Annotated in this window: 13 protein-coding genes; 3 read left to right on the top strand and 10 right to left on the bottom strand. The window is 69.4% G+C overall.

All coding sequences use genetic code 11. The features are described from left to right. Positions 1-86 precede the first annotated feature (86 nt). The 6 genes from ACGFNK_RS02585 to ACGFNK_RS02610 all read right to left on the bottom strand — a co-directional run bounded on the left by ACGFNK_RS02585 (position 87) and on the right by ACGFNK_RS02610 (position 5,816). Positions 87-629: an MOSC domain-containing protein gene (locus tag ACGFNK_RS02585; RefSeq protein ID WP_393411164.1), complete on the bottom strand. Its 543-nt coding sequence runs from the start codon at positions 627-629 to the stop codon at positions 87-89. Positions 630-669: 40 nt separating this feature from the next. Then, positions 670-1,842, bottom strand: coding sequence for a serine hydrolase domain-containing protein (locus ACGFNK_RS02590; RefSeq protein ID WP_393411166.1), 1,173 nt, complete (start codon positions 1,840-1,842; stop codon positions 670-672). A 131-nt stretch (positions 1,843-1,973) separates the two neighbouring features. Beyond that, positions 1,974-3,734, bottom strand: a complete 1,761-nt coding sequence (locus ACGFNK_RS02595; RefSeq protein ID WP_393411168.1) for a TIGR03767 family metallophosphoesterase — start codon at positions 3,732-3,734, stop codon at positions 1,974-1,976. Between the two features lie 232 nt (positions 3,735-3,966). Then, positions 3,967-4,434 (bottom strand): NUDIX hydrolase, encoded by a 468-nt coding sequence (locus tag ACGFNK_RS02600; protein ID WP_393411170.1) that lies wholly within the window; start codon positions 4,432-4,434, stop codon positions 3,967-3,969. Between the two features lie 9 nt (positions 4,435-4,443). After that, positions 4,444-5,346 (bottom strand): pyridoxamine 5'-phosphate oxidase family protein, encoded by a 903-nt coding sequence (locus ACGFNK_RS02605; RefSeq protein ID WP_393411172.1) that lies wholly within the window; start codon positions 5,344-5,346, stop codon positions 4,444-4,446. Between the two features lie 14 nt (positions 5,347-5,360). Next, entirely contained in the window at positions 5,361-5,816 is a 456-nt protein-coding gene (locus ACGFNK_RS02610) for a VOC family protein (RefSeq protein WP_393411174.1), read from the bottom strand. A gap of 130 nt (positions 5,817-5,946) precedes the next feature. On the opposite strand from ACGFNK_RS02610, the gene ACGFNK_RS02615 reads away from it, so the two are divergent. Together ACGFNK_RS02615 and ACGFNK_RS02620 are read left to right on the top strand one after the other, a co-directional pair. Continuing rightward, positions 5,947-6,492, top strand: a complete 546-nt coding sequence (locus tag ACGFNK_RS02615) for a CGNR zinc finger domain-containing protein (RefSeq protein WP_393411176.1) — start codon at positions 5,947-5,949, stop codon at positions 6,490-6,492. Between the two features lie 298 nt (positions 6,493-6,790). Next, positions 6,791-10,117, top strand: coding sequence for a S8 family serine peptidase (locus ACGFNK_RS02620; protein WP_393411178.1), 3,327 nt, complete (start codon positions 6,791-6,793; stop codon positions 10,115-10,117). A gap of 84 nt (positions 10,118-10,201) precedes the next feature. Here the strand turns inward: ACGFNK_RS02620 and ACGFNK_RS02625 are convergent, their stop codons facing one another. Then, entirely contained in the window at positions 10,202-11,017 is an 816-nt protein-coding gene (locus tag ACGFNK_RS02625) for a hypothetical protein (protein ID WP_393411180.1), read from the bottom strand. A 1-nt stretch (position 11,018) separates the two neighbouring features. After that, positions 11,019-11,579 carry an RNA polymerase sigma factor gene (locus ACGFNK_RS02630; protein WP_393411182.1) on the bottom strand — a complete coding sequence of 187 codons (561 nt, stop codon included), beginning with the start codon at positions 11,577-11,579 and terminating at the stop codon, positions 11,019-11,021. A gap of 193 nt (positions 11,580-11,772) precedes the next feature. Here ACGFNK_RS02630 and ACGFNK_RS02635 point away from each other — a divergent pair, with 193 nt between their 5' ends. After that, positions 11,773-12,789, top strand: coding sequence for an aspartate-semialdehyde dehydrogenase (locus ACGFNK_RS02635; protein ID WP_393411184.1), 1,017 nt, complete (start codon positions 11,773-11,775; stop codon positions 12,787-12,789). Positions 12,790-12,849: 60 nt separating this feature from the next. Here ACGFNK_RS02635 and ACGFNK_RS02640 read toward each other — a convergent pair whose 3' ends face one another. Then, complete coding sequence (locus ACGFNK_RS02640) at positions 12,850-13,179, bottom strand: helix-turn-helix domain-containing protein (protein ID WP_393411186.1); 330 nt, start codon at positions 13,177-13,179, stop codon at positions 12,850-12,852. Continuing rightward, complete coding sequence (locus ACGFNK_RS02645; protein WP_393411188.1) at positions 13,176-13,547, bottom strand: type II toxin-antitoxin system RelE/ParE family toxin; 372 nt, start codon at positions 13,545-13,547, stop codon at positions 13,176-13,178. Before ACGFNK_RS02645 ends, ACGFNK_RS02640 begins: the two co-directional genes overlap by 4 nt. Positions 13,548-13,660 lie beyond the last annotated feature (113 nt).

Here is a 13,660-nt window from a genome sequence, read left to right on the forward strand (position 1 = left end):
TGTCCCGCCCGGGTGACGGCCCTCCGGCGCACCACTGGCCGGGCGGGCCGATGGTGAGCGACATCAGACCCGCTTGGTGAGAGACATCAGACCCGCTCCAGGGGCCGGTGCGGGCCGCTGGGAAGTTCCGCGGCGATCGTGTCGCCCGGGCGCACCACGCCGCCCTCCTTCACGATGCTCATGATCCCGGACTTGCGCACGATGTTCCCGGCTGCATCACGGCCGACGACCTGCTTCAGCAGCCCGTCCTGGAAGACGTCGATCTGCAGGCAGGGATTGCGCAGGCCGGTCACTTCCAGCACCGCATCGTCGCCGATACGCAGCAGCGTGCCGGCCGGCAGGCCGAGCAGATCAATGCCGCGGGTGGTGATGTTCTCGCCGAGGTCACCGGGCACCACCGTGAATCCCTCCGCACCGACCTCGGCGAAGAGCTCTTCATGGATGAGATGGACCTGGCGCAGGTTCGGCTGGGTGGGGTCCTGTGCGACCCGCGAACGGTGCTTGACCGTCACGCCGGCATGTACGTCACCCTCCACACCGAGTCCGGCGAGCAGCGTGATGCTGTCCCGGTTCGGCTTGGTGAACGAGTACTCGCCATTGCTGCTGACCGCCGTCACTGTCCCGCTCATCCTCGGATCCCCCTCCTCAGCGACCTGATCTGCTACGAACCTAGTCCTCCCTGCCGCAGAACTCCGCCTCGATCACCGCCCCGCTGTCCCCCGCCCAGTCCCCGTTGAAGTTGAACGAGAGCGAGTGGCGGCCGTCCGCCGTGGTGACGGCCTCCGAGAGGGAGCCGTGGATGCCGCCGCCGTGGCCCCAGACCGTGATCCCGCAGCTCAGCTTGCTTGCCGACAGGCCGAGGCCGTACGCGAGGCTGGGGGAACCGTCGATCTTGACCGTCTTCTTCATCTCGGCGAGCTGGGCCTTGGGGAGCAACTTGCCGCGCAGGAGGGCGGAGTAGAAGCGGTTCAGGTCGCCGGAGTCGGAGATCATGTCGCCCGAGCCGCCGGCGAGCGTGGGGTTCAGTTCCGTGACGTCGTACGTCGGGCCGGTCGCGGTCTCGGCGAGCTTCCCGTACGCCCGGCTGCTGGGCTGTGGCACCTTCGGATACGTACCGGGGACCGACGTGGCGTGCAGGCCGAGCGGTTTGATGACGCGGTGGCGGATCTCCTCCCCGTACGAGTTGCCCGTGGCGCTCTCGATGACCATCGCGGCCAGGGAGTAGTTGGTGTTCGAGTAGTTCCAGGACGTGCCGGGAGCGAAGTCCGGCTTGTGGGACATCGCGATCTCCACGAGCTGCCCGAGGGTCGCCGTGTCGTAACGGTGCTTGAAGAAGCCGTCCTTGAGGAAGGCCTTCCGTACGAACTCGTCGTCCGACGTGTAGTCGAAGATGCCGCTGGTGTGGTTGAGGAGCTGGCGGAGGGTGACCTTGCTGCCGTCGTGGCCGTTGCCGCGGACGACGCCGGGCAGCCACTTGTCGACCTTGTCGTCGAGCGAGAGCCTGCCCTCCGCCTCCAGCTGGAGCAGCACCGTCGAGACGAAGGTCTTGGTGATGCTGCCGACGCGGTAGCGGTCGTGGGCGGAGCGCGGCTGTTTCGTCTTGAGGTTGCCGACGCCCGAAGTGCCCTTCCAGACACCGTGCTTGTCCTTCACCTGCCCGGCAACACCGGGGACGCCGTCCTTCACGGCGGCGTCCATCGCTTCCTGGGTCGCACGGTGGGTTCTGGTGGCCGGGGAGAAGTCGGCCACCGCGGGGGAGGCCATCGCGGATGCGGTGAGCGACGCCGCGGTGAGCGCGACAGTGCCCACCAGTGCGATACGCAGGGTGCGTGATGCGGTCATGTGTCGGTCGTCCCTTCCGTCGGAGGGTGATCGACGGAAGGGACACCGTAGCTGGGTAAGAGGGTTGACTGCCCTGGTGGGGTTGGGCGTTTTTGAGCCTCGTCGGTGGCACACCTCGCCCCGTCGAGGAACTAGCCCTTGTTCAGGACCAGTTCAGTGTTCCGGTCCCCCGGATCCCCGGTGAGGGTCGAGCGGGAGCCCGGGGCGTTGAAGGACAGCTCGCGGTACAGGGCCGCGAGGCCCGTCTGGGTGAGGTCGGCGAAGTCCGTGCGGTGCGGAGCCGCGGATTCGATGAGGGTGGTGAAGAGGGAGATCGTGCCGTCGTGGTTGTCGACGACCTCGATGACGCGGGCCAGTTGGGGGAAGTCGATGTGGGAGGCCGTGGAGATCTCCCAGAAGGAGCGGTTGCCGGGGGCGGGGTGCGGGGTGATGTTGTTCTTGTGGCTGTGGCCGTTCACCCAGGCCAGGGTGGAGCGGTAGCTGCCGAGGAGGGCGAGGACCTCGTCGCCGCCGTGCCGGCGTTCGCCGGGGTGGTTCGGGTCCTCGCGGAGGTTGCGCATCGACTTGCTGGTGTGGTGGCTGAAGACGATGACGTGTTCCTTGTTCTGCTCGGCCGTCTTCAACGTTCGCTCCAGCCAACGCAGTTGGGTGGTGCCGAGTGAGCCCTCGTAGTGGCCGCCGGGGTCGGTGCTGTCGAGGCTGACACCGAGCAGGTCGTCCGCGATACGGAAGGTGTAGTACTGGGTCTTCGCGGCGAGGTTCGCCTTCGAGTAGCCGTGCCCGATGGGGCCGGGACCCGTGTGCGCCGGGTCGAGGTGCGCCTGGAGGTACTCGGCGGCCGTGAAGGGTGCGCGCCCCTCGTCCGGGGTGACCGAACGCATCTTCCGCGCCTGCGACTTGAGCATGTCCTTGAGGAGCGTGCCCTTGGGGTCGCCACCCTTCCTGAGGTTCTTCCAGATGGTGGCGCCCACCGTCTCGTCCAGCGACATCAGCTTCTTGCCGCCGACGGCCTGCTCGGCGAAGAAGGGGTCGCCGGGCGCGAAGCAGCCGCCGGGCAGGGAATCGTGGTTGCCCACCGTGGAGTACCAGGGCAGGTTGAGGCCGGGGCTCTGCAGTTCGCGTACGGCGGCGGCGAGGAAGCCGTCGATCTTCGGGAAGCCGAGCTGCTTGTCGCCGTCTCGGACGTCCGCGTCGGGCTGCCAGTACAGCTTGAGTCCGCTGTTCTGGACGCCCTCGTACTGCTTCGGGTCACCCGAGTTGGGGGTGATACGGCCGCCGCTCATCACCTTCAGGAACCAGTCCAGCTCCGTCTTGGCGTTGTTGTCGGTGTTGTCGCCGGTGGTCATCACGAAGTGCAGCGGAGAACCGGTGACGGGGGCTCCGCGCAGCGCGTTGACCCGCTCGACGAGCGAGACCGCGCCGGCCACCGACAGCGACTCCTGCGGACGCCAGGCGTTGGCGGCCTGGGCGCGCAGGTACTCGTACCGCAGCGGGTGCTGCACGTCGACCACGTGCAGGTCGGTGAACTGCACGAACGCGGCGAGCGCGGTACGGCGTTCGCCGCGGCCCGCCTTGGGCGCGGCCAGATCGCCGCGGACGACGCGCTGCCAGGCGGGGCCGTCGCCGAGCCGCCGGAAGCCGGCGGAGCCCCGCGGCGCCGCGACCGAGCCGAGTGTGGTGCCGCGGGTGTACGGCATGAGTGGTGCGGCGGGTGCCTGGCGGGATGACAAGGCGATGGCCGCCTGCCCCTCGTCGGCGGCGGGGACGGTGCTCCCGCCGCTGTCCGGGCGGAGTGCGAAGCCGATACCCGCGGAGAGTGACACCGCCCCGGTGGCGGCCAGGAAGGCGCGGCGGTCACGAACGGATGTGGCGACAGAGCGTATGCGCGACATGGCGCGGTCTCCCCGAGTGCGAACGCGTCAGCAGTGGTCGCGGGCGGTTCACTGACGCGAACTGCCCGCTCACACTGGATCGTTGGCACTGGGAGTGACCTGCACGTTAACTGGGCGGCAACGGGCAACGCCGATCACCGTACGTGGATCTTGGTCACTCTCCGCGTCCATCGACCCCTCGTCGAACGGAGGGGAGGCGGTCACTCCATGTTCACTTTCCTGGGTAGAGAACCTATTTCTCGGGGACCGGCAGCCCAGCCGTACGCCCGGTCGCCGGCCGCTCCCGCCAGAGCGTGATCCCCACGTCGACGAGGCCGACCCGCTCCAGATCGGGGACTTCGTCGAGCAGATGCCAGGCCGCCATGTCGGTGGAGCCGCCGGTCTCGTGGCGGAGTTCGCCGCCGGTGACGCGGGCCTCGTAGACGATCCGCAGGCCCTGGAAGTCGGCCGTCGTGCCGAGCCTGCGCGGATATTCGCGCCGGATGGAGTCGACTCCGAGCAGCGCGACCGGCTCGACCGCGTACCCGGTCTCCTCCTCGACCTCCCGGATCACGGTGTCGTACGGATCCTCCCCGTGATCCATCCCGCCGCCGGGCAGCGTCCACCGCTTGCTCCCGTCCCCCGCCACCCAGCGCGCGAGCAGCATCCGCCCGTCCCGCACGCATACGGCGTAGGCCGCCACCCTCAACTCCTTGTGCATGCACTGACGTTACGGCAGCGGCGGGTTGGCTGGTGAGTACTCGGGCGCCGACCAGCGCAGCGGGCTCGCTCCGGGCGTCTCGACGGCTTCGGTGACGGTGAAGCGGACCGTGCGCTCCCCGTCCGGGGCGAACTCGATGTGTGCCGTGCCGGTGAGCTGGAGCGTGGTGCCGGTGGTCCAGTCGAGGAAGAGCAGTCCCGCGCACGGGTCGGCCGTGAGGTTGCCGAACGTGAGGAACATCGAGTTGCCGGAGTAGTCCGGCCAGCTCAGTTCGTACGGCGAGTCGACCCGTACGAAGCCGGGGTTGCCGCCGCGATGGCTGGCGTCGGCACCTTGGTCATGGACGGTGGCGAGGAAGAAGGTGTCGGCTGCTTCGATGAACGCCTGCTGTTCGTCAGTGAGGTGCACACCCCTCCGGACGGCAGCCGAGGCCGGGCGCTCCACCTCCTCGTAACGCTCCCTCTTCTGCAGGTACTTGGGGCAGTTGGAGAACACCTGGTCGGCCTCGACCGCGAACCCGCGCGGCGTGGGGCGCGCCCGTCCGTTGAGGCGCATACGGCGACGGGTGCGCGGGTCGAGCGCGATGGTGCCGACCGGGGCGCCGGCCGCGAGCGTGTCCGCGAGGCGGTCGCCCTCGTGGAGACCGCCCGCGACCGACATCTGCCGGGGGCCAGTGGCCCTGACGAACCCGGGGGCTCCGGTGAGCAGCGAGGCCCAGACGCGGCCCTCCCCGTCCGCCGCGCCGACCACCAGCATCGGCTGGAGCTCCAGGAAAGCGGCGGCCACCGGCCTGATGCCCTGGCCGATGGACCGGCCGACGTGATCGGCGGACTCGCGCACACCGACACGGTCCTGCACGGTGCGCGAGCCGGAGTGGTAAGGGTCGTACAGGGCCTGCTCGTACGCAGCCACGGGATCCACTCCTCTTAGAAGAAGCCGCAGGTCGGAACGGCCCCAGAAGGTGCCGGAGCCTCCTCGGCGCCGCTCGGCGCGTAGATCTCCAGGCGGGTGCCGTCCGGGTCATGGAAGAAGATGCCGCCCGAGGCCGCGCCCTCGCCGTGGGCGACGACACCGTCGTACGCGAAGTCGACACCGTGTGCGCGCAGCGCCGTCTCGTACTCCCGGACCTGCTCGACCGTGTCGGCCTCGACGGCGAGGTGGTGGAGACCGGCGCGTCCCGCGTCGTAGCCGTCGTATGCCTGCTCCCACAGCGTCAGCGTCGGGCGGCCGTCCTCGCCGAAGAACACGAAACGGCGACCCTCCTCCTTGCCCTCGGCGAGTACGCCGAAGCCGAGGACATCCCGGTAGAAGGCGAGCGAGCGGTCGAGGTCCGTGACATTGAGGCCTATGTGGCCGGTGCGCAGCGTGCTGGTTGCCGACATGGCACACCCCTTCGTCGACGGCTGCCCGCCTCCTGCGGGCTAACCTGTGTAATGGAGATTAACGGTTAGGTGCGTGCGACGCAACCGGTCAAGTACTCTTTGCCGGTTAGCCAGGGAAGGGAGCCCCGAGATGTCCGCCGCCCTCGATCCGCGTCCGCTCACCGGCGAGCCGCTCTCCCTTGACCTGCTCAACACGCGCTGGATGCACGAGGGCGCCGTGCAGGACCTGCTCGTGGACATCGACGGGCTGGGCGTGTGGCTGGCCGCGAACGGGCTCGACCGCTTCGCCGCCGACGAAGCGACGCTGCGCCATGTACAGGGGGCCCGGGACGCCCTGCGGGCGGTCGTCGACGGTCCACTGGACGCGGACAGCGCCGGGCCGGTCGACGCCGTCCTCGCGCACGGCCGGATCCGGGCGACGCTCAGCGCCGAAGGACCGGGCGAGCGTGCGGAATTCGGGGACGAGTCCTGGGGGCCCGCGTGGCTCGCGGCGCGCGACTACCTGGAGTTGCTGAGCACGGCTCCCGATCGCATCCGTGCCTGCGCGCACGAGGCGTGCATCCTGCACTTCTTCGACACCTCGCGGAACGGGACGCGACGCTGGTGTTCGATGGCGGTTTGCGGCAACCGGGCGAAGGCGTCCCGCCATTACGCGCGGACGACGCGCTCCGCGTAGCGCTGAGCGCTCCGCGGGAGGGGCAGTTTGACAGCTGCAGGCCGTCTGTGGCTGGTCGCGCAGTTCCCCGCGCCCCTGACGGGGCGCGCCTGACTGTGCGCGCGCAGATGCGTGCAGCAAAGTCGAATGCGGGCACATCCGCTTATGACGCTCTATCAACTCCATGGCGCATGGCGGGATTACGCCAGCTTTCCCTCGCGTACCTGCCAACTCTCCCCAAACAGGCATCTCTTGCGTAAAGCTGAGCGGTCATCCGGGTTCACATACCGGACTCATGCTCGTCCTTTACCTAACAGGGATGCTGATGACCCCCACTCCCGAGCCTCAGCGTGCTCCGATCAGAGGCGCGAGACACGTGGCCAGAATTGCCGTGGCCGCGGGCCTGGTGGCCGCGCTCTCCGCGGCAGGGCCGATACCCATGGCCTTCTCCGCGGACGACCCGGCCGCCCGTGCGGCAACCGACCCGGCTCTCAAGTCCGCCGACGACAAGCTCGGTTCGGCCGATGCCGACCTGCTCGCCGAGGCCCAGGCCGACGGTGCGAAGAACGTCACGATGATGATCGCCACCGCGCCCGGTGAGACCGAGAAGGTCGCCGACCAGCTGGACGCGGTCAAGGGCGGCTCCGTGGGCCGTACCTACGACAAGCTCGGCTACGTCCGCGCCACCGTGCCCACGGCCAGGGCCGAGGCCGCCGTCGACGCCGCCGTGAAGCTCTCCTCCGTGCACGGCATCGACCTGCGGCACGAGATCGTCCGAGAGGACCCGACTCCGGGCGCAGACGGGGCCAAGGGCGCCAAGGCCGAGGCCGCGGCGAAGAGTTACCCGGCCCCGGACAAGAACACCCCGGCGGAGAACCCGTACAACCCGTCCTTCGAGACGGGCGCCGTCGACTTCGTGAAGAAGAACCCGAAGGCGGACGGCCGCGGCATCACCATCGGCGTCCTCGACTCCGGTGTGGACCTCGCCCACCCGGCGCTGCAGAAGACGACCACCGGTGAGCGGAAGATCGTCGACTGGGTGACCTCGACCGACCCGATCATCGACGGCGACGGCAGCTGGCGCCTGATGGCGAACTCCGTCTCCGGGCCCACCTTCACCTTCGACGGCCGGACCTGGACGGCGCCCTCGGGCTCGTACAAGATCAACCTGTTCCGGGAGTCCGTCACGGCGGGCGGTGACGCCGCGGGTGACGTGAACCGCGACGGCGACAAGACCGACACCTGGGGCGTCCTGTACGACGCGGCCGGCACGGTCACCGTCGATGTGAACGGCAACAACGACTTCACCGACGACACCGCGATGAAGCCGTACAAGGACGGCTACCAGATCGGTTACTTCGGCACCGACGACCCGTCCACCGCCGTCGCCGAGCGGCAGCCGTTCGTCGTCGAGATCCGCAAGGACGTGCCGACCGACCCGTTGGGCGGTGACTGGGTCGGCAAGAAGGCCGACTTCGTCAACATCGGCCTCATATCGAGCGAGCACGGCACCCACGTCGCCGGTATCACCGCCGCGAAGGGCCTGTTCGGCGGCAAGATGAACGGCGCCGCCCCGGGTGCGAAGATCGTCTCGTCCCGTGCCTGCGAGTTCGGGCCCGGCTGCACCAACGTCGCGCTCACCGAGGGCATGATCGACCTCGTGACGAAGCGCGGCGTCGACATCGTCAACATGTCGATCGGCGGCCTGCCCGCCCTGAACGACGGCAACAACGCGCGCGCCGAGCTCTACACGCGTCTGATCGACGAGTACGGCGTCCAGCTGGTGATCTCCGCGGGCAACTCCGGCCCCGGCGCCAACACCATCGGCGACCCCGGCCTCGCCGACAAGGTCATCTCGGTCGGTGCGGCCATCTCCAAGGAGACCTGGGCGTCCAACTACGGCTCGGCCGTGGAGAAGAAGTACGCCATGTTCCCCTTCTCCTCCCGCGGCCCGCGTGAGGACGGCGGCTTCACCCCGACCCTGGTCGCGCCCGGCGCCTCGGTCAACACCGCGCAGACCTGGCTGCCGGGCGTCATAGCCCCCGAGGCGGGCTACACGCTGCCGCCCGGCTACCAGATGCTCAACGGCACCTCGATGTCCTCCCCGCAGGCCACGGGCGCGTCCGCACTGCTGCTGTCCGCCGCGAAGGAGAAGGGCGTCGACCTGACGCCCGCGAAGCTGCGCACCGCGCTGACGTCGACCGCCGACCACATCAGCGGTGTCCAGGCGTACGCCGAGGGCGTGGGCCGGATCAACATCGTCGACGCGTGGAAGTCCATCCAGAAGGGCGCCACGGCGCACGAGTACACGGTCAAGGCCCCGGTCGACACCGCCATCGACGAGGCGCTCGAGACCCCGGGCTTCGGCACCGGCCTCTACGACCGTGAGGGCGGGCTCAAGGCCGGCCAGAAGAAGACGTACGACATCACGATCACCCGTACGTCCGGCCCGGACCGCGCGCTGCGGCACGAGCTGCACCTGGAGAACAACAGCGGCAAGACGTTCCGCATCGAGAGCTCCGACGAGGTGTCGCTGCCGCTGAACAAGCCGGTGACCGTGAAGGTCTCCGCGAAGCCGTCCTCGGCCGGCATCAAGAGCGCGATCCTCGAGGTCGACGACCCGCGCACCGAGGGCATCGACCACCAGGTCATGTCGACGGTCGTGGTCTCGGCCCCGCTGAAGTACTCCTACTCCGCGTCCGGCTCGGTGCAGCGCAACAGCAACGACTCGTACTTCGTGACCGTCCCCGAGGGCGCGAAGACCCTCGAGGTCCGGATGAGCGGGCTGAAGGACAAGAGCCAGACCCGGTTCCTGTCCATCCACCCGTACGGCGTCGGGCTCGACCCGTCGGCCTCGCTGGACTGCTACCACAACTTCACCAGTCCGGACAGCAAGCCCTGCCGCCCCGACCTGCGCTCGTACACCGATCCGCAGCCGGGCGTCTGGGAGATCGAGGTCGAGTCGCGCCGTACGTCGCCGCTGCTCGACAACCCGTACAAGCTGGACGTCGCCGTCCTGGGCGCGACCTTCGACCCGGAGCTCGTGACCATCCCCGAGGCCAAGGTCGGCACCCCGGCCGACGTCTCCTGGAAGGTGACGAACACGCTGGAGCCGGTCGAGGGCAAGCTCGCGGGCGGCCCGCTCGGCTCCGCCAGGAGCGAGCGGCCGACCATCGCCGAGGGCGCCAAGCAGACCAGCACGGTGGAGGTGCCCGCGGGCGCCGAGTCGCTGAACGTGACCATCGGCAAGCCGTCGGTCGGGAACGCCGACCTCGACCTGTACGTGTACGACGCGAAGGGCAACGAGGTGGGCAGCTCGGCCGACGCCGACTCGGAGGAGTCGGTCTCGGTCGCCAAGCCCGCCGCCGGTACGTACACCGTGGAGGTCCAGGGCTACGCGGTCCCGGGCGGCTCCACGGCGTACGACTACCGTGACGTGTTCTTCTCGGCCGCACTCGGCACGATCGAGGCCGACGACACGCAGGTGTCGCTGGGCACGGGCGAGTCGGCGACGTTCTCCGGCTCGATCGTCGCGGCTGCCGTGGCGCCCGAGGGCCGCGAGTTCTTCGGCCGTGTGCAGCTCGTGAACGCGCGCGGTACGGCCGCGGGTACGGGCAGCGTGCTGATCGAGAAGGTCACGCCGTAGTTCTCCGGTTCTGTACGGCTGTGGGCGGGCGTCCGGTGTACACACCGGGCGCCCGCCCCTTTTGTTGCCGTCGGCTTGTCGCCGTCAGCCCCCGTTCTGCTGCGGGGCCGGGCACTTCAGCCCGCGTGCCCCGGGGAGGGCGTCCAGGATGTCCTTGCGGGCGTCGCCGACACCCCAGCCGGTCTCCCAGTCCTGCCGTTCCTGCGGGTACAGCGGCACCCTGACCAGGGTGTACGTACCGACCTTCAGGTCCTGCTTCGCACTGGCCAGCAGCGTGACGGTGATCGTCGGGTGGTCCGTCACGGACTGCTCGGGCCGGTAGTAGCGCTCCACCTTCAGTACGACGCGTACGTTCCCGTCGGCCGCGGGCGCGATGCTCTGTACGGTCCCTTCGACGAGGACCTTCGAGCAGGCGATGTGCGTCTCGGGTGCATACATGTCCTTGCCGTCCACGGCCGTGTCGTCGCCGCTGCCGCTTTCGGCCCGGCCGGCGTCGGAGTCGGCGGAGCTCGCGCCGGCGTCGGCCCCGCCGCCACTTTGGACACCGAGCCACACGAGCCCGCCGAGCAGCGTGGTGCCCATGGCGACCACGAGGGCACCCAGGGCGAGGCCGGCGTAGCGCCGCGGCTGCCACGATCGTGCGGCGGGCTTGGGCGCCTTCGCTTCGGCCTTGGCCGGTCTCGGTGACACAGGGGCCGCCTGGGACCGCTCGCTCTCCGCGGCCAGCGTGTCCCCCATGAACAGCAACTGCTCCCGCAGCGCCGCCACGTCCGCCAGCGCCGCCCGGTGCTCCGTCATGAACTCCGGGTCGTCCAGGGCCTCTTGGGGCAGCGGTTCGTCGGTGATCGCAGCCAGCAGCGCGGCGGTTCGCGCATCGTCCTCGCCCTCGTACTCGGCCACGTCACACCACCTCGTCCTCGTGCAGGCGGGCGCGCAGCGCGCGGACCGCCGTGTGCAGCCTGCTTTTGACCGTGCCCTCCGGGATGCCGAGCTCCTCGGCGATGCCGCGGACCGGCAGATCGACGTAGAAGCGCAGGACGAGGATCTGCCGCTGGGCGTCCGGCAGCTCGTCCAGGCCCTGGGCCACGGCGAGCGAGAGCACCTTCGTGTCGTCGCCCGAGGCGTCCACGGGCTCCAGTTGGCGTAGTGCGGCGAGACGTTCCCCGATCCGCTCCTGCCGGCGCCTGGCCCGGTGCCAGTCCATCGCCAGGTTCGACGCCACGACCGCCACCCACGCGGACACGTCGCGCGGAGCCTCCGCCCCGCTCGCGGCCCGCTCCAGAAGCCGCAGCCGGACCTGCTGCACCCCGTCCGGCAGGTCCGCCTGCGGCACGCCGCCGAGCGCGAGCACCGCACGCACCCGGCGCTCCTGGGCCACGTCCAGCGGATCGTCCGCCGGAGCGTCGCTCACCAGGCCATCGCTCCCCTGGCCGCGGCGGCTTTTTCTGCGCAGCACAGCCACCCCTCCCCTCGCCACTGCCTCTACGACGCCGGTGCGGGCCAAAACGTTCGACCGAGACGTACGTCACTTCGTGCGGGCGCACACCGTCCCACTCCTCGGGCAGGAGCACAAAGGATTGGACAGGCGGGCCAGGGTGGGACGCATGATGGAACGCTGCCGCCCAGTGATGCACAGGTAAAGGGAGAGAGTCGCCGTGAAGGTAGGAATCGTCGGAGCCACCGGTCAGGTCGGCACGGTCATGCGCAGGATCCTCGTGGAACGGGACTTCCCGGTGGAGACGCTGCGCCTGTTCGCCTCGGCGCGCTCGGCCGGGTCGGTCATCGACGGTGTGACGGTGGAAGACGCTTCGACGGCGGACTACTCCGGCCTGGACATCGTGCTCTTCTCGGCGGGCGGCGCGACGTCGCGGGCGCTGGCCGAGAAGGTCGCCTCGCAGGGCCCCGTCGTGATCGACAACTCCTCCGCCTGGCGCAAGGACCCGGACGTACCCCTGGTGGTGTCCGAGGTCAACCCGCACGCGATCGTGAACCGCCCCAAGGGGATCATCGCCAACCCGAACTGCACCACGATGGCCGCGATGCCGGTACTGAAGCCGTTGCACGAGGCGGCGGGGCTGGAGGCGCTGGTCGTCGCGACGTACCAGGCGGTGTCCGGCTCGGGCCTCGCGGGCGTGGCCGAGCTGCACGGCCAGGCCCAGAAGGTGATCGCCGACGCGGACAAGCTGACGCACGACGGTTCGGCGGTGGACTTCCCCGAGCCGCAGGTCTACAAGCGCCCCATCGCCTTCAACGTCCTCCCCCTCGCGGGCTCGATCGTCGACGACGGCCTGAACGAGACGGACGAGGAGCAGAAGCTCCGCAACGAGTCCCGCAAGATCCTGGAGATCCCCGGCCTCAAGGTCTCCGGCACCTGCGTACGAGTCCCCGTCTTCTCGGGCCACTCCCTCCAGGTGAACGCCCGCTTCGCGCGTCCGCTGCCGGTGGAGCGCGCGACGGAACTCCTGGCGGGCGCTCCCGGCGTCGCGCTGTCGGACATCCCGACCCCCCTCCAGGCCGCGGGCCAGGACCCGTCCTTCGTCGGCCGCATCCGCGCGGACGAGACGGTGGAAAACGGCCTGGCCCTCTTCATCTCCAACGACAACCTCCGCAAGGGCGCGGCCCTGAACGCGATCCAGATCGCGGAACTGGTGGCGGCGGAGCTGCGCGGCTAGTCCGTACACCAAAGGGCGGTCACCGTACGGTGACCGCCCTCTCTCCTCGTTCCTCAGGGATCATGCCACCTGCACAGAGACATCGCCCCGGCGGATGACCACAGACACTTCGCCACCGAGTGCGGCGGCGTAGGCACGGAGGGTGTCCAGGCTGTCCACCTCGCCGTTCTCGATCTGGGACACGCGTGCCTGACTGACGCCGAGGACGGTTGCGACCTCCTGCTGGGTCAGCCCTGTATCCCGCCGCAGAGCGGCCAACTCGTGTCCACGAATGCGAGCCACGTTCTCGGCTCGCATCCTGGCCCGGTCAAGCCGGGCCTGGGCGGAGCCCAGCTCCGGATGGCGCTCGAACGCCTCGGCACGTACCTCGCGCCAGGATCGCCCCTTCATGCCTGATCCTCCCGTTTCCTGCTGTCCGCATACTGTCCGTAGCGCCGCTCGGCGGTCGCAATGCTCTCCTCGTACCACTGAGCCCACCGACCGGCCTTGTCCCCGGCAACGAGAATGACGGCACAGCGCTCCGCGTCGAAGACGAAGAGCATTCTGATCTCGGAGCCGCCGCTGGACCCCGGGCGCAGTTCCTTGAGGTTGTGCAGCACACTGCCGCGGATTCGGTCCACCATCGGCCGACCGAGCGTCGGACCCTCGAGAGCGAGGTGGTCCAGCGCTTCGGTGACGCGGTTCGCGGACTCCGGGTCGTCCCGGCAGAGGCCGAGGAACCACTCCTCGACCGGTTCCAACAAGATGATGTCCCACATGACGCGAACATAAGGCTCAGCTTATGTCTACTCGGCGCCTTCCGCACCCCGCCACTCCATCGAGTGATGGCCCGCGGCATGGAAGGATGGCCGAACCGTCACATACGAGGACC

Source organism: Streptomyces sp. NPDC048825, assembly GCF_043198355.1.
Taxonomy (GTDB): Bacteria; Actinomycetota; Actinomycetes; order Streptomycetales; family Streptomycetaceae; genus Streptomyces; species Streptomyces xiangluensis.

Excerpts from the sequence above, each read along its gene's own strand:
- ACGFNK_RS02645 (WP_393411188.1), bottom strand. The coding sequence starts at position 13,547 with ATGTGGGACATCATCTTGTTGGAACCGGTCGAGGAGTGGTTCCTCGGC.
- ACGFNK_RS02590 (WP_393411166.1), bottom strand. The coding sequence starts at position 1,842 with ATGACCGCATCACGCACCCTGCGTATCGCACTGGTGGGCACTGTCGCG.
- ACGFNK_RS02640 (WP_393411186.1), bottom strand. The coding sequence starts at position 13,179 with ATGAAGGGGCGATCCTGGCGCGAGGTACGTGCCGAGGCGTTCGAGCGC.
- ACGFNK_RS02585 (WP_393411164.1), bottom strand. The coding sequence starts at position 629 with ATGAGCGGGACAGTGACGGCGGTCAGCAGCAATGGCGAGTACTCGTTC.
- ACGFNK_RS02595 (WP_393411168.1), bottom strand. The coding sequence starts at position 3,734 with ATGTCGCGCATACGCTCTGTCGCCACATCCGTTCGTGACCGCCGCGCC.
- ACGFNK_RS02610 (WP_393411174.1), bottom strand. The coding sequence starts at position 5,816 with ATGTCGGCAACCAGCACGCTGCGCACCGGCCACATAGGCCTCAATGTC.
- ACGFNK_RS02620 (WP_393411178.1), top strand. The coding sequence starts at position 6,791 with ATGCTGATGACCCCCACTCCCGAGCCTCAGCGTGCTCCGATCAGAGGC.
- ACGFNK_RS02600 (WP_393411170.1), bottom strand. The coding sequence starts at position 4,434 with ATGCACAAGGAGTTGAGGGTGGCGGCCTACGCCGTATGCGTGCGGGAC.
- ACGFNK_RS02615 (WP_393411176.1), top strand. The coding sequence starts at position 5,947 with ATGTCCGCCGCCCTCGATCCGCGTCCGCTCACCGGCGAGCCGCTCTCC.